This window comes from Neogemmobacter tilapiae (assembly GCF_014652215.1).
GTDB classification, from domain to species: Bacteria; Pseudomonadota; Alphaproteobacteria; order Rhodobacterales; family Rhodobacteraceae; genus Neogemmobacter; species Neogemmobacter tilapiae.
The window spans coordinates 17,182-42,378 of sequence record NZ_BMYJ01000013.1; the positions used below are offsets into that span (position 1 = coordinate 17,182).

The 25,197-nt window shown below is 61.9% G+C and carries 29 protein-coding genes; 15 read left to right on the forward strand and 14 right to left on the reverse strand.

Annotated elements, in window-relative coordinates; genetic code table 11:
• Positions 1–57 precede the first annotated feature (57 nt).
• Together IE095_RS16555 and IE095_RS16560 are read left to right on the forward strand one after the other, a co-directional pair.
• Positions 58–936 carry a glutathione S-transferase gene (locus tag IE095_RS16555; protein ID WP_189413133.1) on the forward strand — a complete coding sequence of 293 codons (879 nt, stop codon included), beginning with the start codon at positions 58–60 and terminating at the stop codon, positions 934–936.
• Positions 937–1,015: 79 nt separating this feature from the next.
• Positions 1,016–2,536, forward strand: a complete 1,521-nt coding sequence (locus IE095_RS16560; RefSeq protein ID WP_189413135.1) for a YifB family Mg chelatase-like AAA ATPase — start codon at positions 1,016–1,018, stop codon at positions 2,534–2,536.
• On the opposite strand, the gene IE095_RS16565 is transcribed toward IE095_RS16560, so the two are convergent.
• Positions 2,533–3,228: a glutathione S-transferase family protein gene (locus IE095_RS16565; RefSeq protein WP_189413137.1), complete on the reverse strand. Its 696-nt coding sequence runs from the start codon at positions 3,226–3,228 to the stop codon at positions 2,533–2,535. The two genes, IE095_RS16560 and IE095_RS16565, sit on opposite strands and share 4 nt — an antisense overlap.
• 149 nt (positions 3,229–3,377) lie before the next feature.
• On the opposite strand from IE095_RS16565, the gene mscL reads away from it, so the two are divergent.
• Positions 3,378–3,752 (forward strand): large-conductance mechanosensitive channel protein MscL, encoded by a 375-nt coding sequence (gene mscL, locus IE095_RS16570; RefSeq protein WP_189413139.1) that lies wholly within the window; start codon positions 3,378–3,380, stop codon positions 3,750–3,752.
• A gap of 3 nt (positions 3,753–3,755) precedes the next feature.
• On the opposite strand, the gene IE095_RS16575 is transcribed toward mscL, so the two are convergent.
• The gene (locus tag IE095_RS16575; protein WP_189413142.1) at positions 3,756–4,322 is read right to left on the reverse strand and encodes a TetR/AcrR family transcriptional regulator; all 567 of its coding nucleotides are present in this window, start codon (positions 4,320–4,322) and stop codon (positions 3,756–3,758) included.
• Positions 4,323–4,403: 81 nt separating this feature from the next.
• Between IE095_RS16575 and IE095_RS16580 the strand changes: the two genes are divergently transcribed.
• Entirely contained in the window at positions 4,404–4,790 is a 387-nt protein-coding gene (locus IE095_RS16580) for a hypothetical protein (protein ID WP_189413144.1), read from the forward strand.
• On the opposite strand, the gene ald is transcribed toward IE095_RS16580, so the two are convergent.
• Positions 4,762–5,880: an alanine dehydrogenase gene (gene ald / locus IE095_RS16585; protein WP_189413146.1), complete on the reverse strand. Its 1,119-nt coding sequence runs from the start codon at positions 5,878–5,880 to the stop codon at positions 4,762–4,764. The two genes, IE095_RS16580 and ald, sit on opposite strands and share 29 nt — an antisense overlap.
• Positions 5,881–6,027: 147 nt before the next feature.
• Here ald and IE095_RS16590 point away from each other — a divergent pair, with 147 nt between their 5' ends.
• Both IE095_RS16590 and IE095_RS16595 read left to right on the forward strand, forming a co-directional pair.
• Complete coding sequence (locus tag IE095_RS16590; RefSeq protein WP_189413148.1) at positions 6,028–6,489, forward strand: Lrp/AsnC family transcriptional regulator; 462 nt, start codon at positions 6,028–6,030, stop codon at positions 6,487–6,489.
• Positions 6,490–6,612: 123 nt separating this feature from the next.
• The gene (locus IE095_RS16595) at positions 6,613–7,602 is read left to right on the forward strand and encodes a M10 family metallopeptidase C-terminal domain-containing protein (protein WP_189413150.1); all 990 of its coding nucleotides are present in this window, start codon (positions 6,613–6,615) and stop codon (positions 7,600–7,602) included.
• Here the strand turns inward: IE095_RS16595 and IE095_RS16600 are convergent.
• Genes IE095_RS16600 through IE095_RS16610 form a run of 3 tightly spaced genes read right to left on the reverse strand, consistent with a single transcriptional unit; the run spans position 7,599 to position 10,589 of the window.
• Positions 7,599–9,269: a glycoside hydrolase family 3 protein gene (locus IE095_RS16600; RefSeq protein WP_189413152.1), complete on the reverse strand. Its 1,671-nt coding sequence runs from the start codon at positions 9,267–9,269 to the stop codon at positions 7,599–7,601. The two genes, IE095_RS16595 and IE095_RS16600, sit on opposite strands and share 4 nt — an antisense overlap.
• Entirely contained in the window at positions 9,262–9,993 is a 732-nt protein-coding gene (locus IE095_RS16605) for an SDR family NAD(P)-dependent oxidoreductase (RefSeq protein WP_189413153.1), read from the reverse strand. The genes IE095_RS16600 and IE095_RS16605 overlap by 8 nt, the downstream gene beginning before the upstream one ends.
• A 17-nt stretch (positions 9,994–10,010) precedes the next feature.
• The gene (locus IE095_RS16610) at positions 10,011–10,589 is read right to left on the reverse strand and encodes a hypothetical protein (RefSeq protein WP_189413154.1); all 579 of its coding nucleotides are present in this window, start codon (positions 10,587–10,589) and stop codon (positions 10,011–10,013) included.
• A gap of 166 nt (positions 10,590–10,755) precedes the next feature.
• Here IE095_RS16610 and argB point away from each other — a divergent pair, with 166 nt between their 5' ends.
• The 5 genes from argB to IE095_RS16635 all read left to right on the forward strand — a co-directional run bounded on the left by argB (position 10,756) and on the right by IE095_RS16635 (position 14,156).
• Positions 10,756–11,634 (forward strand): acetylglutamate kinase, encoded by an 879-nt coding sequence (gene argB / locus IE095_RS16615; RefSeq protein ID WP_189413271.1) that lies wholly within the window; start codon positions 10,756–10,758, stop codon positions 11,632–11,634.
• Positions 11,635–11,642: 8 nt separating this feature from the next.
• Complete coding sequence (locus tag IE095_RS16620; protein WP_189413155.1) at positions 11,643–12,176, forward strand: DUF3291 domain-containing protein; 534 nt, start codon at positions 11,643–11,645, stop codon at positions 12,174–12,176.
• Between the two features lie 65 nt (positions 12,177–12,241).
• Positions 12,242–13,030 (forward strand): sterol desaturase family protein, encoded by a 789-nt coding sequence (locus IE095_RS16625; RefSeq protein WP_189413156.1) that lies wholly within the window; start codon positions 12,242–12,244, stop codon positions 13,028–13,030.
• Positions 13,027–13,656 (forward strand): ferredoxin, encoded by a 630-nt coding sequence (locus IE095_RS16630; RefSeq protein ID WP_189413157.1) that lies wholly within the window; start codon positions 13,027–13,029, stop codon positions 13,654–13,656. The genes IE095_RS16625 and IE095_RS16630 overlap by 4 nt, the downstream gene beginning before the upstream one ends.
• Positions 13,653–14,156 (forward strand): SixA phosphatase family protein, encoded by a 504-nt coding sequence (locus IE095_RS16635; protein ID WP_189413159.1) that lies wholly within the window; start codon positions 13,653–13,655, stop codon positions 14,154–14,156. Before IE095_RS16630 ends, IE095_RS16635 begins: the two co-directional genes overlap by 4 nt.
• On the opposite strand, the gene IE095_RS16640 is transcribed toward IE095_RS16635, so the two are convergent.
• The 5 genes from IE095_RS16640 to IE095_RS16660 all read right to left on the reverse strand — a co-directional run bounded on the left by IE095_RS16640 (position 14,153) and on the right by IE095_RS16660 (position 19,535).
• Positions 14,153–15,244 carry an endonuclease/exonuclease/phosphatase family protein gene (locus tag IE095_RS16640; protein ID WP_189413161.1) on the reverse strand — a complete coding sequence of 364 codons (1,092 nt, stop codon included), beginning with the start codon at positions 15,242–15,244 and terminating at the stop codon, positions 14,153–14,155. The genes IE095_RS16635 and IE095_RS16640 overlap by 4 nt on opposite strands.
• Complete coding sequence (locus tag IE095_RS16645) at positions 15,130–15,912, reverse strand: hypothetical protein (protein ID WP_189413273.1); 783 nt, start codon at positions 15,910–15,912, stop codon at positions 15,130–15,132. The genes IE095_RS16640 and IE095_RS16645 overlap by 115 nt, the downstream gene beginning before the upstream one ends.
• Before the next feature lie 285 nt (positions 15,913–16,197).
• Positions 16,198–16,803, reverse strand: coding sequence for a 3-isopropylmalate dehydratase small subunit (gene leuD / locus IE095_RS16650; RefSeq protein ID WP_189413163.1), 606 nt, complete (start codon positions 16,801–16,803; stop codon positions 16,198–16,200).
• An 80-nt stretch (positions 16,804–16,883) separates the two neighbouring features.
• Positions 16,884–18,305, reverse strand: coding sequence for a 3-isopropylmalate dehydratase large subunit (gene leuC / locus IE095_RS16655; RefSeq protein WP_189413165.1), 1,422 nt, complete (start codon positions 18,303–18,305; stop codon positions 16,884–16,886).
• Between the two features lie 690 nt (positions 18,306–18,995).
• Positions 18,996–19,535, reverse strand: a complete 540-nt coding sequence (locus IE095_RS16660; protein WP_189413166.1) for a YjaZ family protein — start codon at positions 19,533–19,535, stop codon at positions 18,996–18,998.
• 419 nt (positions 19,536–19,954) lie between these two features.
• On the opposite strand from IE095_RS16660, the gene rsfS reads away from it, so the two are divergent.
• Positions 19,955–20,347, forward strand: a complete 393-nt coding sequence (gene rsfS, locus IE095_RS16665) for a ribosome silencing factor (RefSeq protein WP_229804886.1) — start codon at positions 19,955–19,957, stop codon at positions 20,345–20,347.
• The gene (rlmH, locus tag IE095_RS16670; protein WP_189413168.1) at positions 20,347–20,817 is read left to right on the forward strand and encodes a 23S rRNA (pseudouridine(1915)-N(3))-methyltransferase RlmH; all 471 of its coding nucleotides are present in this window, start codon (positions 20,347–20,349) and stop codon (positions 20,815–20,817) included. Before rsfS ends, rlmH begins: the two co-directional genes overlap by 1 nt.
• Positions 20,818–20,942: 125 nt before the next feature.
• Here the strand turns inward: rlmH and IE095_RS16675 are convergent, their stop codons facing one another.
• From IE095_RS16675 to IE095_RS16685, 3 genes are read right to left on the reverse strand one after another with little or no spacing between them, the layout of a single operon-like run.
• Entirely contained in the window at positions 20,943–21,734 is a 792-nt protein-coding gene (locus IE095_RS16675) for a metal ABC transporter permease (protein ID WP_189413277.1), read from the reverse strand.
• A complete protein-coding gene (locus tag IE095_RS16680) occupies positions 21,727–22,488 on the reverse strand; it encodes a metal ABC transporter ATP-binding protein (protein ID WP_189413170.1) in 762 nt (253 codons plus the stop codon). The genes IE095_RS16675 and IE095_RS16680 overlap by 8 nt, the downstream gene beginning before the upstream one ends.
• Positions 22,485–22,976 (reverse strand): Fur family transcriptional regulator, encoded by a 492-nt coding sequence (locus tag IE095_RS16685; protein ID WP_189413172.1) that lies wholly within the window; start codon positions 22,974–22,976, stop codon positions 22,485–22,487. The genes IE095_RS16680 and IE095_RS16685 overlap by 4 nt, the downstream gene beginning before the upstream one ends.
• A 69-nt stretch (positions 22,977–23,045) precedes the next feature.
• Between IE095_RS16685 and IE095_RS16690 the strand changes: the two genes are divergently transcribed.
• Both IE095_RS16690 and IE095_RS16695 read left to right on the forward strand, forming a co-directional pair.
• The gene (locus IE095_RS16690) at positions 23,046–24,038 is read left to right on the forward strand and encodes a zinc ABC transporter substrate-binding protein (RefSeq protein ID WP_189413174.1); all 993 of its coding nucleotides are present in this window, start codon (positions 23,046–23,048) and stop codon (positions 24,036–24,038) included.
• A 45-nt stretch (positions 24,039–24,083) separates the two neighbouring features.
• Complete coding sequence (locus tag IE095_RS16695; protein ID WP_189413176.1) at positions 24,084–25,061, forward strand: aldose epimerase family protein; 978 nt, start codon at positions 24,084–24,086, stop codon at positions 25,059–25,061.
• Positions 25,062–25,197 lie beyond the last annotated feature (136 nt).

Consider the following 25,197-nt stretch of genomic DNA (forward strand, 5'->3'; position numbering starts at 1 on the left):
TCATCATTTCCCTGCGCTCTGATCCGCGGCTAACCTGCCGCAAATCAGGAGAAGACCATGACCTATCACCTCGCCATCGGCGACCGAGGCTATTCCAGTTGGAGCCTGCGCGGCTGGCTGCTGTTCGATGCTTTCGGCATTCCGGTGCAGACCAAAACCGCCCGGCTTTACACCGATGAACTGCCGAAGCTGCTGGCCGCCGAATTCGCCCCCGCGAAAACCGCCCCCGCCCTGCGGATCGACAATGGTCCGGTGGTGATGGAAAGCCTTGCGATTGCCGAAGAACTCGCCAGCCGCCACCCTGAGGCGGGCCATTGGCCAAGCGACCCGACCGCCCGCGCCGTGGCGCGTTCGGTCACCGCCGAGATGCACGCCGGATTCACCGCCTTGCGCAGCCATTGCCCGATGAACCTGCGGGTCAGCTATACCGACTGCGCGCCCCCGGAAGGGGTGCTTTCCGATCTGGAGCGGTTACAAAAAGTCTGGGCTTGGGCGCGGCAGGCCAGCGGGGCGCAAGGCCCTTGGCTTTGCGGCGGCTATTCCATCGCCGATGTCTTCTTTGCCCCCGTCGCCACCCGGATCGCCACCTATAACCTGCCCGTTGGGGCCGAGGCGCAGGCCTATGTCGCAGCCCATCTGGCGCATCCTTCGTTCCGCAAATGGCGGGCGATGGGTTTGGTTGATGGGGCCGATCAGGAGTATTACCGCCGTGACTATCCCACCCGCCCTTGGCCCGGCCCAAAACCCTTGGTCGCCAAGGCGGTTGAGGGCACAGAAGCGATGAACGCTGCCTGTCCCTATTCCGGCAAGCCCGTGAACCATGTGCTGGAAATGAACGGCCAGCGCTGGGGCTTTTGCAACGCCTTTTGCCGCGACAAGACCGTGGCCGACCCCGAGGCTTGGCCGGCCTTCATGGCCATGATCGGTCAAGTTTGACGCAGGGCCTTTTTCGCGCCGGTTAACCTTTCATGAACCATTCCCGCTTACCGGTTAAGACTGGTGAACGGAGGGTGGAATGACAGCCAAGGCCTTTACGGTGGCCTTTGAAGGGGTCGAGGCGCGGCTGGTCGAGGTGCAATGCGCCCTGTCCCCCGGCCTGCCCGGCTTTGCCGTGGTGGGCCTGCCCGACAAGGCTGTGAGTGAGGCCAAGGAACGTGTCCGCGCGGCACTTTCAGCCATGGCTATCGCCTTGCCGTCCAAGCGGATCACGGTGAACCTGTCGCCCGCCGATCTGCCCAAGGAAGGCAGCCATTTCGACCTGCCCATCGCCTTGGCCCTGCTGGCCGCGTTAGAGATCATTCCCAAGGAAGATGTCGAAAACACCGTGGCCTTGGGCGAACTTTCGCTGGACGGGCGGGTGATGCCGGTGGTCGGTGCCCTGCCCGCCGCCATGGCTGCGGCGGCTGAGGATCGCAGCCTACTGTGCCCCGCGGCCTGCGGGGCCGAGGCGGCCTGGGTGGGGGCCGCGCGGGTTTGGGCGGTGGGGTCGCTGGACGAGGTGATCCGCCATTACACCGGCCAACAGCCGATCACCCCAGCCCGGGCGGGCGAGGTGCAGGCGGCCCAGCATTCCCGCGACCTGCGCGAGGTCAAAGGGCAGGAACGCGCCAAGCGGGCCTTGGAAATCGCAGCGGCCGGGCGGCATCATCTGTTGCTGGTCGGCAGCCCCGGTTCGGGCAAATCCATGCTGGCGGCCCGCCTGCCGGGCATCTTGCCACCTTTGACGGCCCTTGAGGCATTAGAAACCTCGATGATCCATTCCTTGGCGGGGATCCTGCAAGAGGGCGGCATCAGCCGCGAGCGCCCTTTTCGGGAACCGCACCACACAGCCAGCATGGCGGCGATTGTGGGGGGTGGCAAAGGGGCCAAGCCGGGGGAAATCTCACTCGCCCACAACGGCGTGCTGTTCATGGACGAATTCCCCGAGTTTCCCCGCATGGTTCTGGAAACCCTGCGCCAGCCGATTGAAACCGGCGAGGTGGTGGTGGCGCGGGCCAATGCGCATATCCGTTATCCCTGCCGTTTCCTGCTGATCGCGGCGGCCAACCCCTGTAAATGCGGCTATCTGACCGACCCCGCCCGCGCCTGCAACCGCGCGCCGATCTGTGGTGAGGATTATCTGGGCCGGATCAGCGGCCCCCTGATGGACCGTTTCGACCTGCGGGTCGAGGTGCCGCCCGTGGCCTTTACCGATCTGGATCTGCCGCCCTCGGGCGACGATTCCGCGACGGTCGCGGCACGGGTCATGCAGGCCCGCGAAAGGCAGGCGGCGCGCTATGCGGGCCATGGCCATGCGCGCGCCAATGCCGACGCCGAGGGAAAATTGCTGGAGGAAGTGGCCACGCCCGATGAGGCCGGGCGTGGCCTGTTGAACAAGGTGGCCGAACGTTTCGGCCTTTCGGCCCGGGGCTATCACCGCGTTTTGCGGGTCGCGCGCACCATCGCTGATCTGGACGGGTCGGACGACGTTCGGCAGGTTCATGTGGCGGAAGCCGTTAGCTTCCGCCTGGCCATGGCCTTGCCGGTGGCAGCCTAGCCGCGCGCCGGAATGTTCAACGCCCGTTGCAACGCGGGGCGTTCCAGCATCCGGTCCAGATAGGCGGGAACGTTCTTCAAATCACCCCAACCGGCAATCTCCGCCGCCTTGTAGAAATCGCGCAGGGTGCGCAGCCAGGGGGCAATGGCCATGTCAGCGATGGTGTATTCGCCGCACAGATAGTCTTGCCCTTCCAAAGCCTTGTCCAGCACCTTCAAAATCCGCTCCGACTCGGCCCGGTAGCGTTCTTTGGGGCGTGGGTCTTCAATGTCTTTGCCCGCGAAGTGGTGGAAAAAGCCCAGCTGGCCGAACATCGGCCCCAAGCCGCCCATCTGGAACATGATCCACTGGATCACCTGCCAGCGCTTGGCCTCGGGCAGGAATTTCCCCGATTTGTCGGCCAGATAGATCAGGATCGCCCCGCTTTCCCAAAGGGGCAGCGGCTGGCCCCCCGGCCCCTGCGGGTCGATGATCGCCGGGATTTTGTTGTTCGGATTCAGCGACAGGAATTCCGGGCTGAACTGGTCGTTCGTCGCAAAATCCACCAGATGCGCGTCATAAGGCAGGCCCATTTCTTCCAGCGCCAGCGAAACCTTGACCCCGTTCGGCGTCGGCAGCGAATAAAGCTGGATCGCTTGCGCGTTCTTGGGTGCCCAGCGTTGGGTGATGGGAAACTGTGAAAGATCGGTCATATTGCCCCCTTGGCATCAATCCGGGGGAAGATCAGCCGATTTTTCCCGCCGCGTTAAGGCTTGAAATATGGCAGAGTTTGGGCAAGCTGTGCATGCGTGCAGGGAAATCGGGCCTTCCGAGGCCTTGAAAAACAAGAGGGACGACAACAATGCTACAGGAATTCAAGACTTTCATTGCCAAGGGCAATGTGATGGACTTGGCCGTCGGGATCATCCTTGGTGCGGCTTTTACCGCCATTGTGACCTCGTTGGTTGATGATCTGATCAACCCGATCATCGGGATCCTGGTCGGCGGCGTCGATTTCAGCGCGGTTGGCTTCAGCGTCGGTGAGGCACGGTTCAATGTCGGCAATTTCATCAATGCGGTGATCAAGTTCTTCATCATCGCCTGGGTGGTTTTCCTGTTGGTCAAGGCAATGAACCGCATGACGCGCAAGCCGGAACCGGCCCCCGCCGCGCCCGCTGGCCCGACGCAAGAAGAACTGCTGATCCAGATCCGCGATCTGCTGAAGGCAAAGGCCTGATCCTTAGGGCCTGTCCCAAGCGGGCAGGCCCAGACGATCCAGCATATGGTCCAGTCCCGCCAAGGCGGGGCCGGACGCCGTGTTTTGGGCCTGATATCCAAGAAAGGCCGCATAAAAAAGGTTTGCGGCCATTTCGGGTTCCAGAACACCCGCCGCCCGCATTTCCCCCAGAACATAGGCTTCGCGCCGGGCATCGACGCGGGCCAATGATTGCGCGGCCATCGCGTTGAACCGCGCCCAGTCGCGCAGCGCCATTTCGGCGGCGGCACCGCCATACTCCGGCTCTCGCCCGTCTTGCACCGCGATCCGCGCCAAGGCGCGCAGGCGGGCGGCACCGGGGGGAAGAGCGGACAGGCTTTCGACCACCTCGGCAAAGCCAAGCTGTTCGAAATAGTCCAGCATGGCGCGATGCCATTCCTCCGGCCCTTTGAAATGCCAGTAGAAAGAGCCTTTTGTCGTTCCCATCTGCCGGGCGACAGGTTCCACCCGCAACGCCTGAACGCCCCCCCCGACCAGCGCCCGGAAACCGGCGTTGATCCAGTCGATTTGGGAAAGGCGCGGGTTGTTCATCGCCAAAACATACGCAAGCGTATGGACTCGGGCAAGGGGATATCCTAACCATACGGGTGCGTATGGAATCAGGAGCGCAAGATGAACATCGGCTATCTGCTGTCCAGTCTGGGTTCGGCCCTGACCTTTGCCCTGCATGTCTGGGGCGGAGGGCCGGAGTTTCTGGAACCCTTTTTGACAACGCTTTCCGACCCGCGTCTGCGGGCAATGTCGGTCATCCTGTGGCACGCGGTCAGCCTCGGGCTGGGTTTGCAGGCGATGGCGATGCTTTGGCTGGCAAGAAACCCATCGCGCCCGTTGGGCCTGTTCATCGCCGCAGGGCATCTGGGCTGGGCGGCACTGTTCCTGATCGTCGGCCAGACCATGCTGGGCACGGTCTGGGACCTTATGCAGTGGACCATCTTTCTGGTCCTGACAGGGCTTTCCCTTTGGGGGGCCCTTACAGCGCCAGCGCGTCCTGCGGGCTGATCACGGGCAGGCCAAGGGCCTGACCCACCGCAGCATAGGTCAGCTTGCCCGCATGGACGTTCAGGCCTGCCAGCAGATGCTTGTCCTCGGCGCAGGCGCGCTTCCAGCCCTTGTCGGCCAAGGCCAGCATGAAGGGCATCGTGGCATTGCCCAAGGCTTGCGTCGAAGTCCGCGCCACCGCCCCCGGCATGTTGGCCACGCAATAATGCAGGATGCCATCGACGGTATAGATCGGGTCTTGGTGCGTTGTCGCATGGCTGGTTTCAAAGCAACCGCCCTGATCAATCGCCACATCGACCAGCGCCGCACCGGATTTCAGTTCCGACAGTTGCGCGCGGGAGATCAGCTTGGGGGCCGCCGCGCCGGGGACCAGAACCGCACCAATGATCAAATCGGCCTGACGCGCCAGTTCGATGGTGTTGCCGGCGCTGGCATAGCCGTTCTTGAAGGTGCCGCCAAAGACATCGTCCAGATAGCGCAGCCGGGGGATGGAACGGTCCAGCACCGTGACATCCGCCCCCATGCCCGCTGCCACTTTGGCGGCATGTGTTCCGACAACCCCGCCGCCGATGACCAGCACCTTGGCCGGGGCCACACCCGGCACACCGCCCAGCAAAACCCCACGCCCACCATTCGCCTTTTGCAGCGTCCAAGCCCCAACCTGCGGCGCCAGACGGCCCGCCACCTCGGACATCGGGGCCAGCAGGGGCAGACCACCACGATCATCGGTCACGGTTTCATAGGCAATGGCGGTAACACCGGATTTCAGCAGGTCATGCGTCTGTTCTGGGTCAGGGGCCAGATGCAGATAGGTGAACAGAACCTGCCCCTCACGCAGACGCGCGCGTTCCACAGGCTGCGGTTCCTTGACCTTCACGATCATCTCGGCTTGCGCGAACACCTCTTCCGCCGTGCCAAGGATCGTGGCCCCTGCCGCCACATAATCCGCATCAGCAAAGCCCGCGCCAGCCCCCGCATGGGTTTCCACCACCACGCTATGGCCATGCGCCACCGCCTCGGCCACCGCATTGGGGGTCATCCCCACGCGAAACTCTTGCGGTTTGATTTCCTTCGGGCAACCGATCTTCATGGGAATCTCCTGAATCGGGCCGTCCGGCCCCTATGCTGAAATCCTGCGCCCGAGCCGCGCGAATTGCTTTGAATTTTTCCCTTGGCGTTATCGCAAACATGAAAGATTATCGCAGATGACCGCCCATTCATCGAAGATTCCACCACAATGCCTGATATTGACGCGACAGACCGCCGCATTCTGGCCGTCCTGCAAAGGAACGGAAGGATCACCAACGCCGAGCTTTCCGAACAGGTGAACCTGTCGCCTTCCGCCTGTCACCGGCGGGTCGAACGGCTGGAACAGATTGGCCTGATCGCGGGCTATGTCGCCCTGCTGGACGCCCGCGCCATGGGCCGACCCACCACCGTCTTTGTCGAGATCACGCTGCAAAGTCAGGCCGAAGACCTGCTGGATGCCTTTGAATTGGCGGTGACGCGGGTGCCCGACGTGCTGGAATGCCATCTGATGGCAGGCACGGCGGACTATCTGCTGAAAATCCTGACCGAAGACACCGAAGATTTCGCCCGCATCCACCGCCAATATCTGGCCCGCCTGCCCGGGGTCGCCAAGATGCAATCGTCTTTTGCGCTGCGGACCGTGGTAAAGACGACAGCGATTTCTGTCTGAGTTGCGACAGTCTGTTGCGCGCATGGCGCCAATCTGCCGGTCAATGCGCAAGCAATGCCATGACTGGTGACATATCGGAAACTGCCCGCTAACCCTTTGGCAAGAAAGCAAAGGGATGATGCCGTGGCCGTGAATATCTACAAGCCCAACGCGAATGACAGCCTGAGCCTGCAAGAACTGCGCCTGTATCATGAGATCATGGCCTATCGCGCCGAAAAGGGGTTGGGGGCCATTCCGCTGTCAAAAGGGCTGACAACCACGGCGGGGCGGCATGTGGTCGATACTTATGAAAATTTCTGGGTGGAGAACCGGGACTATGAACCGGGGGCGAACCTGCATTCCTGGTCGGACCGGCCCTATTATTCCAACCACAGCGACGCCGCTGGCATGTGGACGGCCCCTGAACGGCTTGGCACCGGGTTTCTGGGCAACGGCTATGAAATCTCGGGGGCGGGCTACAGCGATGTCACGGCGGCCTTGAACGGCTGGAAAGGCTCAAGCGGCCATAACTACGTCATCATCAACGGGCCGGGCTGGTCGGGGATGAACTGGCAATCCATCGGCATCGGCGTGCTGCACGGAAACCCGTCCGAAAACTTTCAGGGCAAAGTTTATCATGTCTGGTTCAGCGACACCGCCGACGCGGGCGTGCCAGATATTCTGGGCAGCACCGCAGCGGATGATTTCACGGGCACCGCTTTCCGCGACCGGCTGTTCGGGCGCGGTGGGGCGGACAGCATTCAGGGCGATGCGGGAAATGACCGGATCGAGGGTGGGGCCGGGCATGATCGGCTGACCGGGGGTCTGGGGCAGGACAATTTTGTCTTTGCCGCAGCCAAGGGTGCCTCATCAGACCAGATCACAGACTTTCACCGGGCCGAGGATCAGATCTGGCTGGCCAAGGCGGCCTTTGCGACCTTGGGCGACCGCGTGACGGCGGGCGAATTGCGGCAGGGGATCGCGGCAAAAGATGCGAATGACCATCTGATCTATGATCAGGCCAGCGGGCGGCTGTGGTATGATGCCAATGGCGACGCCAAGGGGGGCGTTGCTCTGCTGGCGCGGCTGGGGGCGGGAACGGCCCTGACCGCTGCCGATTTCGACATGATCTAATAGCGCGCCTCTTCCTGCCCGCAGAACGGATCAACCGGGCTTTGCCCCTGCCACGGGGCACGGCCCAAAAGGCAATCGACCGCCGCCTTCTGCATGCTGGGCATCGTCGCATAGGCATTGACCACGCAAGGCATACGGGGGGCATCATAGAGGTAATAGGGATAGCCAAAGCTGATCAGCATCGTCGGCACCTCATGCCAAGGCCGCTCCATCGCCAAACGGAAATCACCGGTCAGTCGCAGCCAATCGAGGAAAATGCGGCCCCGCGTCAGCAGGGTTTCTTCGCCCAGAAGATAGATCACCAGGTCGAAATCCTTGGGGTTCTGAGGGGTGGATTTGTCGTAAAGGGTGACTTCAAACCCTTCGCTGCGCAGCATCTCGGGCAAGTCAAAGGCAAAGGGTTCGGGATGGATCGGGGAAACGACGCCGCCGGTGATGACCAAAACGCGGCGATGCTTGGCCGGGGAAAGCGGCAGCAACCCCTTCACATCCTTGACCAAGGTCGGCACCCGCGCCGTCACCGCCTGCGCGGTGGCCTTGTTCTGGGCGGAACCCAGAACCGAACGTTCCAAAACGCTGGCCTTGTGCAGCCCCAAAGCCGCCTTCAACCCCAGAACCCGCACCAAAGCCTCTTCATGCCGCGCCGCCGTGATCCGCCCATCAGCAAGGGCCGCACGGATATAACCCATGTCCTGCACCGGATCGTTCGAAAACAGGATCAGGTCGCAACCCGCTGAAATCACCTCGGGCAGGCATTCCGAACGCTTCCCCCAAGCCCCCAGCCCTGCCATCCCCGTGGCATCCGACACGATCAGCCCGTTAAAGCCCAGCCGTTCGCGCAAAAGGGTCTGCGTCAGCACCCGGCTGATCGAGGCGGGGCGATACGCCTCCAGCTCTGCCCCCGGCGCCAATTCCCGCACAAAGGCCGGAAAGGCGATATGGGCCGACATCACCGCCATCACGCCCTGATCAATCGCCGCCCGGTAAAGCCGCCCGTGGCTTTCCTCCCATTCGGTAAGGGTCAGCGGGTTCACCGTCGTCACCAGGTGCTGGTCGCGGTCGTCATGCCCTTCGCCCGGCCAATGTTTCACCGTCGCCGCGACGCCTGCCGCCTGAAACGCCGCAATCTGCGCCAAAGCGTGCCGCTCGATCCGGTCCACCTGCGACCCAAAGCCCCGCGTCGCCACGATGGCGCTGCGGAAGGCGGCGTTGATGTCGATCACCGGGGTAAAGGACCAGTTGATCCCGGTGGCCCGCGCCTCATCCGCCATGATCCGCGAAATGGCGGTTGTCGCCTGCACATCATCAACGGCGGCAAGGGCCAAGGGGTTCGGAACCTCGGTCCCAAAGGGAAGGCTCATCCGCGACCCTTCCAGATCGGCGCTGACCAGCATCGGAACGCGCGCATCGGCCCGCACCTGATCCAGAAAGCCCAGTTCGGCATCGCGGTCGCCCGACAAAAAGAACCGCGTGATCCCGGCGGGTTTCAACGCCGCCAACCGCTCCGGTTCGCCGGGGTCCATCCCCATCGAGGCCAGAATGAACAACTGGCCGATCTTTTCCTCGGCCGACAGACTGGCCAAAGTCGCCTCGACCCAAGCCATTCCTGCGTCGTCCAGGTGGAACGGGGCTGCCGTCAAGATTGCCTTGTATTCCGCCTTAAACATGCTGCGCCCCGTTCACTTCGATTTCCGCGCCTGAAATATAGCTGGCCTGTTCCGAACACAGGAACCAGATCGCATCCGCCACTTCACGCGGCTGCCCCAGCCGCTGCATCGGCAAGCGTTGCACAATCTGATCCGTCCCCGGTGACAGGATCGCCGTTTCCACCTCGCCCGGTGCAATCGCGTTCACCCGCACACCCAACGGCCCGAAATCATGCGCCATTTCCCGCGTCAAAGCCGCCAAAGCGGCCTTGGACGTCGAATAGGCCGCCCCTGCAAAAGGATGCACCCGCGACCCGGCGATGGAGGTGACGTTGACGATGCACCCCTTGGCCGCCGTCAATTCTGCCTGCAAGCCCCGTGCCAGAATGACCGAGGAAAAGAAGTTCACATGAAACACCTGCCCCCAGGTCCGCAGGTCGGTGGTCAGCGTGTTCAGCCTTTCGCCGTCCGGCCCCTTGGGGCTGATCCCGGCGTTGTTCACCAAAGCATGAACCTTGCCGCCAACCCTTTCGCGGATGGTTTCAATCGCCTCAATCGTCTTGTTCGGATCGCCCAGATCAATCTGAATATGGTTCGCCTCGCCCCCCGGCCAGGGACAGCGCGGATCAAAAGGTTGGCGCGAACAGGTCAACACCCGCCACCCCTCCGCCCCGAAACGCTTGACGGTGGCATGGCCGATCCCGCGCGAGGCACCGGTCAGCACGAGGGTTTTTTGTTCAGACATGTCACCCAACAAAAGCTTTATTCGTCCAGAGGCAGCCAAACCATTTCATTGCCGGCGGCTTTGTTCAACAACAACAGCAGCGGAACCAACTGCCTGCGTTTCATCAGGTTGCAATGCGCCCGGCCAACCGAAAGATATTGACCGGCGGAGGCGAACTCAAAACCATAATAAATGTCATCAAAGCAGACATTTTCCTCGCTCCTGTCGCTCTGCGGTACATTTCCATCCCAGACCTTTAGTCGGTCGAACTCGGCAAGCAGATCGCGGACTTGTTCTGCGGAAAGTTCCCCTGTTCGCTCACGCTGCAAGTAGCCATAACCATAGCCGAGCCCACCGTTCATCTGCTTGTAGGACCAACGTGCCGTGCCATTTTCATCAAAGTTCACCTTGAACATTCGATAAGCCGGAGAAACGATCAGCCGGATCGCCAAGTGTTCCCGCCGCTCAGCACGCAGTGGTGGCTCGTTCAGCGCACGCAACAGGGCAGAAAATTCTTGGCTTTCGGCATCGGCGCTCAAACCTGATGCATCGGCGGAAAGGCTCGCGGTTTGCTCCTGTGGAACGCAGGCCGCATTCGCCAGCATTGCAATAATCATCTTCAAGCGTAGCAAACTAGGCATTGCCGATTTACCTTTTGGACGAAATGGTTGGAGGGAATGTGAACAGGGAGCATTCAAAAGACAAGCCATTGGCATAGGCGGCCAAACCCTTTAGCAATCGCTGCAAACGCGCGAGGCCCCCATGAAACAGCAGCAGATCGACATGAACCAATCCGTCCAGACCGCCCGCACCCTTTCCGAAGCCCTTCCGCATCTGCAACGCTATTCCGGCGCGGTGGTTGTGGTGAAATTCGGCGGCAACGCGATGGGGGATGAGGCGGCGATGGCCGAATTCGCCCGTGACATCGTGCTGATGCGGCAGGTGGGGGTGAACCCGGTGGTCGTGCATGGCGGCGGGCCGATGATCAACGACATGCTGAACAAGCTGGGGATCAAATCCGAGTTTGTTCGGGGCAAGCGGGTAACCGACAAGGCCACGGTGCAGGTCGTCGAAATGATCCTGTCGGGGCTTGTGAACAAGCGGATCGTGCAGGCGATCATGGATGCGGGTGGTCGGGCGGTCGGGATCTCCGGCAAGGACGACGATCTGATGGTCTGCGAGGCGGATGATCCCGAACTGGGTTACGTCGGTCGTCCGGTGGAAATGAACGTGCAGGTGCTGCGCGATTTGTACAACGCGGGTATCATTCCAGTGGTGGCCCCGGTGGCCACGGGCATGGCGGACAACGAGACATTCAACGTGAACGGTGACACCGCTGCGGGGGCGATTGCGGGCGCCTTGCAGGCGGACCGGCTGTTGCTGCTGACCGATGTGGCGGGGGTCAAGGATGCCTCGGGCGAGGTCGTGACGCAGCTTTCGCCGGACGAAGTGCGCAAGCTGATGGCGGATGGCGTGATTTCGGGCGGGATGATCCCGAAAACCGACACGGCGCTGAAAGCGCTGGAAGAAGGCGTGCGGGCCGTCACGATCCTGGATGGCCGCGTACCGAACGCGGTGCTGCTGGAACTGTTCACCGACCACGGGGCGGGCAGCCAAATCCGTTCTACCGAACCGCGGGTGAAACCGCATGTGCGGCGTTAGGAGACGATATGGCGCTGGCTTTGTACACATTCGGGATGTTTGCAAAGCCGGCCGCGGATCCGGCCAATTCTGGCTTTTATGAACTGAACGGACCGATTTTTGACCTTGTTGATCAGGCCGATGGCCTGATCGCGCGTTCGGGATACGCATCAGACGCTGGCCCAAAACCTTGGGGAGCCGAGGTTTATCCAAGCTTCTATCATGAAAAGGGTGATGGGTGGTCACCCGCAACGCTGTCCCTTTGGACCGATCTGGAAGCTCTGTTTTCTTTTACCTACTTCGGGCTTCATGCGAGCGCCTTGAAGCGTGGGGCGGAATGGTTTCAAAAGCCAAGCTGGCCGCCACTGGTGATGTGGTGGCATAGGCATGAAACCTATCCGACATGGTCCGAAGGTGTGGCACGTCAAGAACATCTGCATGTTCACGGCGCGTCTCCCATCGCGTTCGATTTCAAAAGCCCGTTCGACCAAAGTGGTGCGCCCACAAGGCTTGATAAAGCGCGCATCCAAGCGTTGCAGGCAAAAAACAACCTTGACGACTGATACAGATGTGACTGGCTTTTGCCCCCATTCTGACCAGACTGCATGGGCTGTCTTGGGGGCGGGCGATGGTCGATGAACTTTACTTGCGTTTGGGCTTTTTCATCGGGCTTTTCGCCCTTTTCGCCACGCTGGAATCCCTTGCCCCCCGTCGCCCTCGCGACCTGCCCCGGCAGGGGCGCTGGGTGACCAATCTGAGCATGACCGTCTTGAACAGCCTGACCCTTCGCGCCTTGGCAATTGGTCTGCCCTTGCTGGCGGTTGGGGCGGCGGATGCCAAGGCGCAGGGCTGGGGGCTTTTCAACGCGCTGGCCCTGCCCGGCTGGGCGGCGGGGGTGTTGGCGATCCTGACGCTTGATTTCGCGATCTGGGCGCAGCATCTGATCACCCATAAGGTGCCGCTGTTCTGGCGTTTTCACCGGATGCACCATGCTGACCGCGATTTTGATGTGACAACGGCGGTGCGCTTTCACCCGGTGGAAATTGCGGCCTCGATGCTGCTCAAGATCGGGCTGATCTATCTGATTGGTCCACCTGTCTGGGCCGTTTTGGCCTTTGAAATCCTGTTGAACGGCACTGCCCTTTTCAACCATGCCAACCTGCGCCTGCCCGACCGTCTGGACCGCATCATTCGCCTCATCCTTGTCACGCCCGACATGCACCGCGTGCATCATTCGATCCATCGGCATGAACATGACAGCAATTATGGCTTTGCCCTTTCGATCTGGGATCGGCTGTTTGGCACCTATCGCCCGGAACCCGAGGGCGGACATCGGGCGATGATCCTGGGGCTGGAATGGCAGGACGAACGGCCTGCGAAACTGGGGTGGAGCTTGCTTTTGCCCTTTCGCAAATGATCGCCACTCGGCTGGCCGCACATCGTTTGGAAATTCTGGGCGGGTTTCATGCCGTGGGTGACCCCAGCCTGCCGCGCGGAACGCAAACTCTGCTGCTGATCGGCCCCGCCGAGCCCGGCTATTGGGCGCATGTCACCGCCCAACCCGAATGGGGCGGCCCCGACCCCATCGACCGCTGGTCGCGGCGGGTCATTGGGCGCATTGCCTGTGATCTGGGGGCCAAGGCGCTGTTCCCCTTTGGCGGTCCACCCTACCATCCCTTCTATCAATGGGCGCTGCGTTCGGGGCGCACATGGGATAGCCCGGTGCGCCTGTTGGTCCATGCCGATCAGGGCTTGATGGTCAGCTTTCGCGGGGCCTTGGCTCTAAAGGAACGCATCGACCTTCCCTCACCCACCGCCAAACCCTGCGACACGTGCGCCGCCCCCTGCCTGACCGCCTGCCCGCCCGCAGCACTGACAGGGCAAGGCTATGACCTGCCCCGTTGCCACGGGTTTCTGGACAAACCAGAGGGGGGCGAATGCCTGTCGGGCGGATGCCTCGTTCGTCGCGCTTGCCCGGTGTCCCAAGCCTATGCAAGGATGCCCGAACATTCGTCCTATCACATGAGGCAGTTCCACAAATGAAACGCCTGATTCTGACCCGCCACGCGAAATCCAGCTGGGACGATCCCCTGATGGCCGACCATGACCGCCCCTTGAACGAAAGGGGCAAAATGGCCGCCGCCGATCTGGGCGACTGGCTGGCCTCACGCGGCTATGTGCCGGACGAGGTTTTCTGTTCTGATGCGCTACGCACGCGCAAAACCTGGTCCGGTCTGGCCCCCGCCCTGCCGGGAACGCCGATCCTGACTTTAAAGCCCGCGCTTTACCATGCCGGGGCCGATGTCATGCTGGCGGTGCTGCGCCATGCGACAACAAACACCGTGATGATGATTGGCCATAATCCCGGCATTGCGGAATTCGCTGCACGGCTGGTGGCCCGCCCGCCGGTGAACCCGGAATTCGCCCGCTACCCGACAGGGGCCACGCTGGTCGCCGATTTCGAGATTGCCGACTGGGCCAAGCTCGACTGGCACATGGGCGCAGTGGTCGATTTCGTCGTGCCGCGCGAATTGGTGGGTTAGGGCAGCGCCACATCCACCCAGATCAGCGCATGACGCGAGGCTTTGGCGTCCGGTGGCCATAGCGTGCCGCTGTCCAGAAGGCGCAGATCGGCCGAAGGCAGGATGACATCCACCCGCAGCGCCCCCAGCGTTCCGCCATAGTCCGCCGTCGGCGCGCCCAACGGGTTCTGCAAAAGCGGGTTTGTCAGCAGTCCCTTGATCGCCTGCCGCCGCCCATCGCCCCGCTCTGGGTCAAGGTTCGACTGCCCCACCAGGATAAAGGATCCGTCCGGTGGAACAAAGGGCAACGCCCCGGCCAGATACTGCGCCCAGAACGCCGCCTCATCATGGTTGCGCCGCCCGTTTCGATCCTCCGGCCCGTCAAAGACCGGGGGCGTCGCCGCCCAGACCAGCAGATTCAACGCGTTACCATCGGGCAAACGCAGCGCCACGTTCCAATGCCCCACCGATGCCAGCCGCTGAACCGCCATTTGTTCCGCGGTCATGTCGGGCGGCAGTATTGCCCCCGGCAAGTCTTTCCAAAGGAAATCGGAAAAATCCTGCCCGCCGTCCAACGGCAGACGCGACAGGATCGCCATTCCTCCCTGTCCTGCGAAACGACCGTATCCCTGCGCATCGCGCGGCTCGGCCAGACGGCCATTGTTGTCCATATCGAGGCCAGTGGGCAGGCCGGCATTCGGCGCAAAGGCAAAGCGATAGGGAAAACCCAGCCCATGCTGCGCCAGACGTTCGGCAAAACCGTTCAGCGCCCGCAGCTCCAGATCAAAGTCCACTCCCGCAAGAACCAGAACGTCGGCCCTGACCTGCAAGACACCGGCCACCGCAGCATCCAGCTGCGGATCGTCTGCTTTGCCCAAATCGCGCAACAAAAGCCCCGGCCCATCCCGGCTTAGATCGGCATTCCAGAATGCAACACGCAGCTTTTCCGCGAAAACCGCCCCTGATAGCGCCAGCCACAGCCAAAGGCTTAGCGTCAGGCAGCCGCCAAGCCCATAGCGCCGCTGATCCGCCGCTTTTCGCGGATCATCTCGGCGATCTTGCCCATGGCAATACCCCGCATAAACAGGCTGGCCGGCAAGAAAGCCCATAATGTCATTACCCAGATCAAGGTCTGTGGTGAGGTTAGGGTCAAAGGCTCAAACCCCGAACTGCCCAGTCTCACCACGGCTGGGAACACAAATGGCAGAACAAAGCCTAACACGACGTTAACGCGCGCGTCCCGCTCGAGCCGGCGCACCACATCGCCGCCCGAAGTTGGATCAAAGGTCGGCATGTTGACCCAGACGTTGAAAGCGCCCCAACGGGTCGGCCATTCATAGATTTTAAGCAAGACAACAAAAACAGCCAGCCCGATCAACGAGATCAGATAGGCCATGCCTGCCGCTGTGCGGACAGCCGAAATCTGTTCTTCGGACGAGGTGGCGGCCATCATCAGCGTCGCCAAACGCACGGGGCTATAGGGGAAATCCATCGCCCGCCCGATCAACTCACCCACCGCCCGCACAAGAACGGCCAAGGCATTCGGATCAAACTGCGACTTCTCGATGATCGTCAGCATAAAGACGGTCATGAACAGGATGGAAAAGCGGATCCGGTTGAACGGCGGTGCATCGCGAAACTCGACCAGACCAGGATAGGTGGCACTGTATTCGATAAAGGTGAGCGCCCCCGCAAACAACGAAATCAGGGCCACCATCTGCTTGCCATCCGGTCCCATGCCCGGCAGCAGAACCGAGGGTGTTGCCACCATGAACATGACCAGAAAAGCCCGCACACCAGCACTCACCGCCCGCGACAGGGTCGAGCGGCCTTCCTGCACCAGATTGTCCACGCGGTTCTGCACGTTGTCGCGCCGAAACGTCTCGCGCCACCAGTGCCGGAAAAGTTCGATTCTGTTCATCCGCGCCCTTTGCCCACCACGGCCGCAATTCTTCTACAATGTCTCAAGATACCAAGATTGTGGCAGAATCAGGATCAAATCACCGTGGCTTGCTTGATTCCCGCCAAAGAGGCCCTGCCTGTTCGGCAGGGCCAATCGGCATCAGACCCAAGGCCGGGCGGCGCTCGCCGTCATTTCAAAACTGTCGATGGCGCTGACCTTTTCCAGCGTCAGGCCAATGTCATCTAGACCGTTCAGCAGGCAATGCTTGCGGAACGGATCGACATCAAAGCCAAAGGACTGGCCATCCGAAGTGGTGATGGTTTGCGCTTCAAGGTCCACCGTCTGACGCGCATTCGCCCCCTTTTTCGCGTCCTCCATCAGAACATCCACCTGATCCTGCGGCAGGATGATCGGCAGGATGCCGTTCTTGAAGCAGTTGTTGAAGAAAATGTCAGCAAAGCTGGTCGAGACAACGCAGCGGATGCCGAAATCCAGCAAGGCCCAGGGCGCATGTTCACGCGAGGAACCGCAGCCGAAATTGTCGCCCGCAATGATGATCTGCGCCTGACGATAGGCCGGCTGGTTCAGCACGAAATCGGGGATTTCCTGCCCTTCCAGCGTATAGCGCATTTCATCAAACAGGTTCTTGCCAAGGCCCGACCGTTGGATGGTCTTCAGGAACTGCTTGGGGATGATCATGTCGGTGTCGATATTGACCAAGGGCATGGGTGCCGCGATTCCGGTCAGGGTGGTGAATTTGTCCATTTCTCTATCCTATCAGGGGGCCAAAAGCTGCCGTCGCAAACAAGCTCCAGCTTTCGCTGGGGCCTGTTCCGCAAGTGCGCTCAGGCATCCACGCCCATCACATCGCGGACATCAACCAGATGCCCCGCCACCGCTGCCGCCGCCGCCATCGCGGGTGACATCAGATGCGTCCGCCCGCCACGGCCCTGACGGCCTTCAAAGTTGCGGTTGGAGGTCGCCGCACAGCGTTCGCCCGGCGAAAGCTGGTCGGGGTTCATCGCAAGGCACATGGAACAGCCGGCCAGCCGCCATTCAAAGCCCGCGTCGAGGAAAATCTGCGCCAGCCCTTCCTGTTCCGCCTGCGCCCGCACAAGGCCCGAACCCGGCACCACCATCGCCCGCATCCCAGGCGCGACTTTCTTGCCCTTCAGGATCGCCGCTGCCGCCCGCAGATCCTCGATCCGGCCGTTGGTGCAAGACCCGATAAAGACCGTGTCGATCTTGATATCGGTCAGCTTCATGCCCGCCGTCAGACCCATATAGTCCAGCGAGCGCTGCGCCGCTACGACCTTGCCGCCGGAAAATTCGCTGGGCGCGGGCACGACACCGTTAATCGCGACGACATCCTCGGGCGAGGTGCCCCAGGTCACGACCGGCGCGATATCTTCGCCCTTGATCGTCACCACCTTGTCGAAATGCGCGCCTTCATCGGTGAACAGCGTTTTCCAATAGGACAACGCCGCATCCCATTTCTCGCCCGTCGGCGCATGCGGACGGCCCTTACAGTAAGCATAGGTCACCTCGTCCGGGGCGATGAGCCCGGCCCGCGCGCCGCCTTCGATCGCCATGTTGCAGACGGTCATGCGGCCTTCCATCGACAATTCGCGGATCGCCTGCCCGCAATATTCGATGACATAGCCGGTGCCGCCACCTGTTCCGGTCAGACCGATCACCGACATGGTGATGTCTTTCGCCGTCACACCGGGGCGGAGGGAGCCGGTGATTTCCACCTTCATGTTCTTCGATTTCTTCTGGATCAAAGTCTGGGTCGCCAGAACATGTTCCACTTCCGACGTGCCGATCCCGTGGGCCAGCGCGCCAAAGGCCCCATGGGTCGCCGTATGGCTGTCACCGCAGACGACGGTCATGCCCGGCAGGGTCCAGCCCTGTTCCGGCCCCACGATATGGACGACGCCTTGACGGATGTCGGTCACGGGATAGTAGTGGATGCCGAAATCCTTGGCGTTCTTGTCCAAGGCTTCCACCTGAACGCGGCTTTCGACGTTGTCGATGTGCTTGTCCCGGCCCGCCGTGGTGGGCACGTTGTGATCCGGCACGGCAATGGTCTTTTCCGGGGCCCGCACCTTGCGGCCCGTCATCCGCAGGCCTTCAAAGGCTTGCGGGCTGGTCACCTCATGGACCAGATGGCGGTCGATATAAAGCAGGCAGGTGCCGTCTTCGGCCTGATGGACGACGTGATCGTCCCAGATTTTATCGTAGAGGGTACGCGGAGCAGCGGTCATGGCTGTCACTTTCGGATGGCTTGTGAAGGGATATTCGAACGCATGGGCCTGCTGGCCCGAAAGGCCGGATCAGCGCAGGCTGGCCAGAATCGACCGATTTTCACGGGCAAACCGCCAAGGCAGGCGGGCGTGGTCATCCATGTCGAAGAAACGGTTCATGGGCAGGATATACGCCCGAATCGGGCTTGGGGCAAGGTGGGTTTGGGGGGAGGGGCTTGGCGGGGTACGGGTGGGTTTGCACGCGTGAAATGTGGTGTAATGCATTGATTCAAATCATATATTCAATATTATGAATTTAACTGTACGTGAAATCACGCACCCTACGCTCGCTGTTGCGGGCTGGCTTTGGTCCGGCATGGGGGTTGATTTCAGATTTACATGTGGAAGGAAGATGCTTGTGATGACGTAATCTACAACGCTGACGCTCAAATGTGCAGCCCTGTAAGGTGGCACTGGGAAGAGATAAGGCATGTGGGGGGGGACCGGCTGGCCGGAAATCGCCCATAGGGCAGCGACTGTGCGGATTGTTGTTGATTTCGTAAGTATCTGCCATTATTACTAAGGCCAGCAGCAGACAGCGAGGCTTCTGAGGAGAAATCCAAGGTCGCTGTTGCAAGCGTACCCTTTGAGGTCGGCATACCACGGTAAGGCGCACTCGCATGAAGATAGGCTCCCTCCGGGGAGCCTTACTCATTTGGGGACACGAGTGTTATTGAAGAGCGCTTCCTTCACGTAAACCCGGATCCTGTCGCGCCTGCGATGTTTGTTGAAATTGATATCCATGGTGTAGCAGGACTTCACCAGCATTTCGACATCAATACCATCCACGTCACTCGGATAAAGGTAGTAGAACACCGTCTCGTAGGTACCTGACACGAGTTGGTGCTGGGGCGGCGCAAGCACGGCAAGATTAGCTATACCGTTCTTATCGCGCATTGGCCAAGAGTAGGCGTTCTGGTTAAGGACGCCAGTCAGATGATTTGGCAGGTTCAGCGAAAAGGCATAACGACCCGCATCGAAGCTGCGGCGAATGTCACTCTCATCGAGAAAGTCATGCGGCTGGCCTACTTCCGTGCGCTCAGAGAACACATGAGACGTAAATGTAACGCGCAAACGCAGGTCTGCGCCTCCAAGGCCATGACCGTTGTATGTGTAAGTGAAAGGCGCCAGGTGGCGCAAACAGGCGGTTTGGCCTTGATAGTTCAGTTCAGTCGGCAATCCGTCTTTCAAGTAACCCTCTTTTTTGCCTGCTATAGCACCTGCCACACGACAATTACGCCGAAAACGACCGATACCCAAACAAAAGATGACCGGTTTCCGCTGTGGCAAAAACAGCTCTTGCAACCTTGATCAATGGAATACCAATACTATCCGCCGCGCCGCCCGAACCTATTTGGGGCCATCGCTGGACGTGGTTTTGGTCAGCTATGGCCAAGCCGATCCGGCGAATAAGATAGACTGGGGATAGCCAAGGGATGGCGCGTGCGCCCCCCCCTTGCCTTCCCACCCGAATGCCCCTAAGCACCGCCGCCCTTCCACCGTTGTTTCGCGCCGCGGGCGATGCTATTCAGGGGTATGACCCGGTGCCGGGGAAGCGGCACGCGCTATGGAGGACCTTCGTCCTGTCTCATTCCGACCCTTCGACCGGACTGCCGGTCGGCCCGCGCGAGGCGCGTGGGACTGCCCGCCCCGACTTCAGTGCTGAACAGGTTCTGGCGCTTGTCCTGACCTCGGTCGATGACGACAAGGCCGAGGATATCGTGCAGATTGATCTGCGCGGGCGTTCCGATGTGGCGGATTACATGGTGATCTGCTCGGGCCGTTCGTCGCGGCAGGTGGCGGCGATTTCCGACAAGCTGGCCGATAAGCTGAAGCAGGATCTGGGGATTCTGTCGAAAATCGAGGGCAAGGAAACCGGCGACTGGGTGCTGATTGATGCGGGCGATGTGATCGTGCATGTCTTCCGGCCCGAAGTGCGGGAATTCTATCAGCTTGAAAAGATGTGGCTGCCGGCGGATCAGCAGCGCAAGACCATCGTCTGATGCGGCTGCATCTGTGCGCGGTGGGGCGGCTGCGGTCTGGCCCGGAGCGTGCATTGATCGACGATTATGCCCAGCGATTCGACCGGACAGGCCGGGCCCTTGGGCTTGGGCCTTTGTCGGAGCATGAGGTCGAGGATAAAAAGGGTGGCGGCATGGCGGCCGAGGCTTTGCTTTTGGCGAAGGCCGTGCCGGATGGGGCTTTGCTGGCCGTGCTGGATGAACGGGGGCAGGTGCTGAGCAGCCCCGATTTTGCGGCGCAACTGGGGCGCTGGCGGGATGGGGGCCGTCAGGATGTGGCCTTTGTGATTGGCGGGGCGGATGGGATTGATCCGTCGTTGCGGGGGCGGGCGGATTTCGCGCTGTCTTTCGGCAAGATGGTCTGGCCGCATATGCTGGTGCGGGTGATGCTGGCGGAACAGCTTTACCGCGCGGCAGGGATTTTGGCCGGGTCGCCCTATCATCGGGTCTAAGGGACCGTGCCGCGGGGGCATCGAGCCCCCTTGGCACGGTGGGGGCTTCTGCCCCCAAGGTCGCTGCGCGCCCTTCCCCCGAGGTATTTTGGGCAAGATGAAAGGGGGCGGGGCGGTTGCGTCTGTCAGCCGTTGCGCCTTGGTCTGAACACGGCGGAAATTGCAAAAATCAGCGCGGCGACGGCGACGATGCTGGGGCCTGCGGGGGTGTCTTCGGTCAGCGAGAGTTGCAAGCCGCCCAGGACGGCGAGAATGCCGATGGCGGCGGCCAAGGCGGCCATGGTTTCGGGGCTGCGCGAGAGGGCGCGGGCGGCAGCGGCGGGGATGATCAGCATGGCGGCGATGAGGAGGGCACCGATGACCTTGAGGGCGACGGCGACGGTGAGGGCCAAGGCGAGGGTGAGGATGAGGCGTTCGCGGTCGGGGTTGAGGCCGCTGGCATGGGCGAGGTCTTCGTTCAGGGTGGCGGTGAGCAGGCCCTGCCAGCGCCAGAGGAGGAGGGCGAGGACAGCGAGTGCACCGGTCCAGATGTAAAGAAGGTCCAGTTTGGAGACGGCGAGGATGTCGCCGAAGAGATAGGCCGAAAGATCGACGCGGACGGTGGGAAGGAAGCTGACGGCGACAAGGCCGAAGGCGAGGGCGGAATGGGCGAGAACGCCGAGGGTGGTGTCCATGGCCCAGCCCTTTGCGGCGAGGGTGGAGACGGTGGCGGCCATGGCGAGGGCGACGATCAGGGTGCCGAGGCCGATGGGGAGGTCGGTGGCGAGGGCGAGGGCGACGCCGAGGATGGCGGCATGGGATGTGGCATCGCCGAAATAGGCCATGCGGCGCCAGACGACGAAGGAGCCCAAGGGGCCCGCGGCGAGGGCAAGGGCGATGCCGGCGAGGGCGGCGCGGACGAGGAAATCGTCAAGCATCGGTTTTCTCGGCGTGGTGATGGTGGTGGTGATGGTCGTGTTCATGGTCATGGGTGTGGTCATGATCATGACGGTAGAGGGCGAGGGCACCTTGGGTGCCAAGGCCGAAGAGGGCGCGGTATTCGGGGGCGTTGGAGACGACCTGGGGGGTGCCTTCGCAGCAGACATGGCCGTTGAGGCAGATGACGCGGTCGGAGGCGGCCATGACGACATGGAGGTCATGGCTGACCATGAGGACGGCGGTGCCGGTTTCCTGGCGGAGTTCTTCGATGAGGCGGTAGAAGGCGGCCTCACCGGGTTGGTCGAGGCCTTGGGTGGGTTCGTCAAGGACGAGGAGTTCGGGTTCGACAAGCAAGGCGCGGGCGAGGAGGACGCGCTGGAACTGGCCACCGGAGAGGCCGGCCATGGGGCGGTCGTAAGCCTCGGGGACGCCGACCTTTTCGAGGGCGGTGCGGGCCTTGGCGGGGGGGACGCGGTGGGGGAGGGAGAGGAAGCGGCCTGCGGTGAGGGGCATGGTGCGGTCGATGGTGAGGCGCTGGGGGACATAGCCGAGGCGAAGGCCGAGCTTGCGGGTTATTTTGCCGCCTGCGAGGGGGAGGATGCCGAGGGCAGCGCGGAGAAGGGTGGATTTGCCGGAGCCGTTGGGGCCGAGGATGGTGACGATTTCACCGGGGGCGATGGAGAGGCTGACATCGTGCAGAACTTCATGCCCGCCAAGGCGGACGCAGGCGTGGGTGACGGAAAGGAGGGTCATGCGACGGCCCCGGTTTCGCAGGCGTGGCAGAGGCCGGTGGCCTCTAGGTGGCTGTGTTTGATGGCAAAGCCCAAGGGTTTGGCGGCGCGGCCGAGGGCGTCGAGGACTTCGGTCGCGGGGGCTTCGGCGACGGCGTGGCAGCTTTCGCAGATGAGGAAGGCGGGGGAATGGGTTTCGCCGGGGTGCATGCAGGCGGTGAAGGCGTTGAGGCGGCGGATGCGGTGGGCGAGGCCTTGTTCCTCAAGGAACTCCAGCGCGCGATAGGCGACGGGGGGTTGGTTGCCAAAGCCTTCGGCGGCGAGCCGTTCCAGCACGTCATAGGCCCCCATCGCGCGGTGGCTTTCCGCGAGGATTTCCAGCGTGCGTTTGCGCACCGGGGTCAGCCGCACGCCGCGTTCGCTGGCCAAGGCCACGGCACGGTCCAGCACATGCGAGGCGCAATGGTCGTGATCGTGCCGATCGAACGGCGAGGAGTCTTTGGTCGCCATGGCGCCCCCTTGACACGTTATGTCATAACATACATAGACCTTCCGCCGATCCAGCGAAAGAGGATGATCATGCGTTATACCATAGCACTGGCCGTTTCCACCCTGATGGCGGGTCCAGCCTTGGCCGAGGTTCCGGTGGTGGTGACGGATATCCCGCCGGTTCATTCGCTGGTGGCGCAGGTGATGGGCGATCTGGGGACGCCCGTTCTGCTGCTGGAACAGGGCGGCAATGCGCATAGCTATCAGATGAAGCCGAGCCAGGTGCAGGCCTTGGCCGAGGCGGGGCTGGTGGTCTGGATCGGGCCGGAAATGACGCCTTGGCTGGAGCGGGGCTTGGAAGGGACGGCAGGACAGGCGCGGCAGTTGGTGCTGCTGCACGCCGAAGGGACGGAAGCCTTGGCCTATGGTGAAGCGGGGGCTCATGACCATGAAGGACATGATGATGCGGAACACGACCACGAAGAGCATGATCATGAAGGCCATGACCACGGGCCGGAAGGCGGGCATGATCACGACCACGAAGCGGAGGGCCATCACCACGAAGGCCTTGACCCCCACGCCTGGCTTGACCCGCACAATGCCGAGGCTTGGTTGGGTTTGATTGCCGGGGAGCTTTCCACGCTGGACCCCGACAATGCCGCGACCTATGCCGCCAATGCCGAAAAGGCGCAGGCGGAGATTGAGGCGCTTGAGGCGGAATTGACCGCCACACTGGCACCCGTGCAAGGCAAGCCCTTTGTCGTGTTCCACGACGCCTATAACTATTTCACTGGACATTTCGGCCTAACCGTGGCCGGGACGATTGCCTTGGGCGATGCGGCCTCGCCCGGTGCGGCGCGGTTGTCGGAGTTGCGCAGCGGGTTGGAGGCGGGTGCGGCGCTGTGTATTTTCCCTGAGGCCGCGCATGACGCGAAACAGGTGGAGCAGATGGCGGAAGGCGCGGCCGTGAAACTGGGCGGGGCGTTGGAGCCGGAGGGTTCGACTTTGGAGCCGGGGCCTGCGCTTTATGGGCAATTGATGCGCGGCTTGGCGCAGACCTTGGCGGATTGCCTGAAGGGTTGACCCCCCGCCCTGCCCCGGCCAGAAAGGCCGGGGCAGGAGGATTTCATGGACAACATTCACGCATTTGGCGTTCTGGCGGATGGCCGTGCCGTGCAGGCCATCACGATTACCGCCGAAGGGATCAGCGCGACCCTGCTGACCTGGGGGGCCGTCTTGCAGGATTTGCGGATGGGCGGGGTCGATCGGTCTTTGACCTTGGGTTCCGACAGTCTGGCCGATTATGAAGGGGCGATGCGCTTTCATGGCTCGCTGATTGGGCCGGTGGTGAACCGAATTTCGGGCGCACGGACGGTGATTGCCGGGCAGGAATACCAGTTTGACGCCAATCTGGACGGTCGCCTGACGCTGCATTCGGGTGATGCGGCGGGAACGCATTTGAAGCTGTGGGACTTGGTGGAGGCCGGGCCTGCGCATGTGGTTCTGGGGATCACCTTGGCCGATGGCGAGGGCGGGTTTCCGGGCAACCGCCGGGTGACGGCGCGCTTTTCCGTGGCAAGTGGCATGTTGCGGATGGAGGTTTCGGGGGAAAGCGATGCGCCCACGATCCTGAATTTCGCCAACCATTCCTATTGGAATTTGGACGGGACAGGGTCTTGGGCGGGCCATTCGTTGAAGATCGCGGCGGATCATTGGCTGCCGACCAACAGCGACTTTTGCCCGACGGGGGAGGTTCTGGATGTGGCGGGATCTGCGATGGATTTCCGGGATGGGCATCGGATAGCGCCCGGCGGGCCAGATCTGGACAATTGCTTTTGCCCCTCGGACGGGCCGCGCGACCTGCGTGAGGTGCTTTGGTTGACGGGTGTGTCTGGCGTTCGGATGGCGGTGGCGACGACCGATCCGGGGGTTCAGGTCTATGACGGGCGCAATGCCATTCGTCCAGGACGTCAGGCCTATGAAGGGATTGCGGTGGAATGTCAGGGCTGGCCGGATGCGTCGAACCATGCGGCGTTTCCGTCGATTTTTGTGGAACCGGGGCAGACGTATCAGCAGATCACGGAATGGCGGTTTAGCCGGGGTTAGATGCGGAGGGTCGGGCCCGCCGCGGGTGGGCACGACAACGGCTGTTCCCCTCGATTTATGGTTCAGACCCGGACGATGTCACGCTTGTGTGCGGCGTCGCAATCGTGCCCGCCCGGGGGGCGGCGGGCACGGCCCG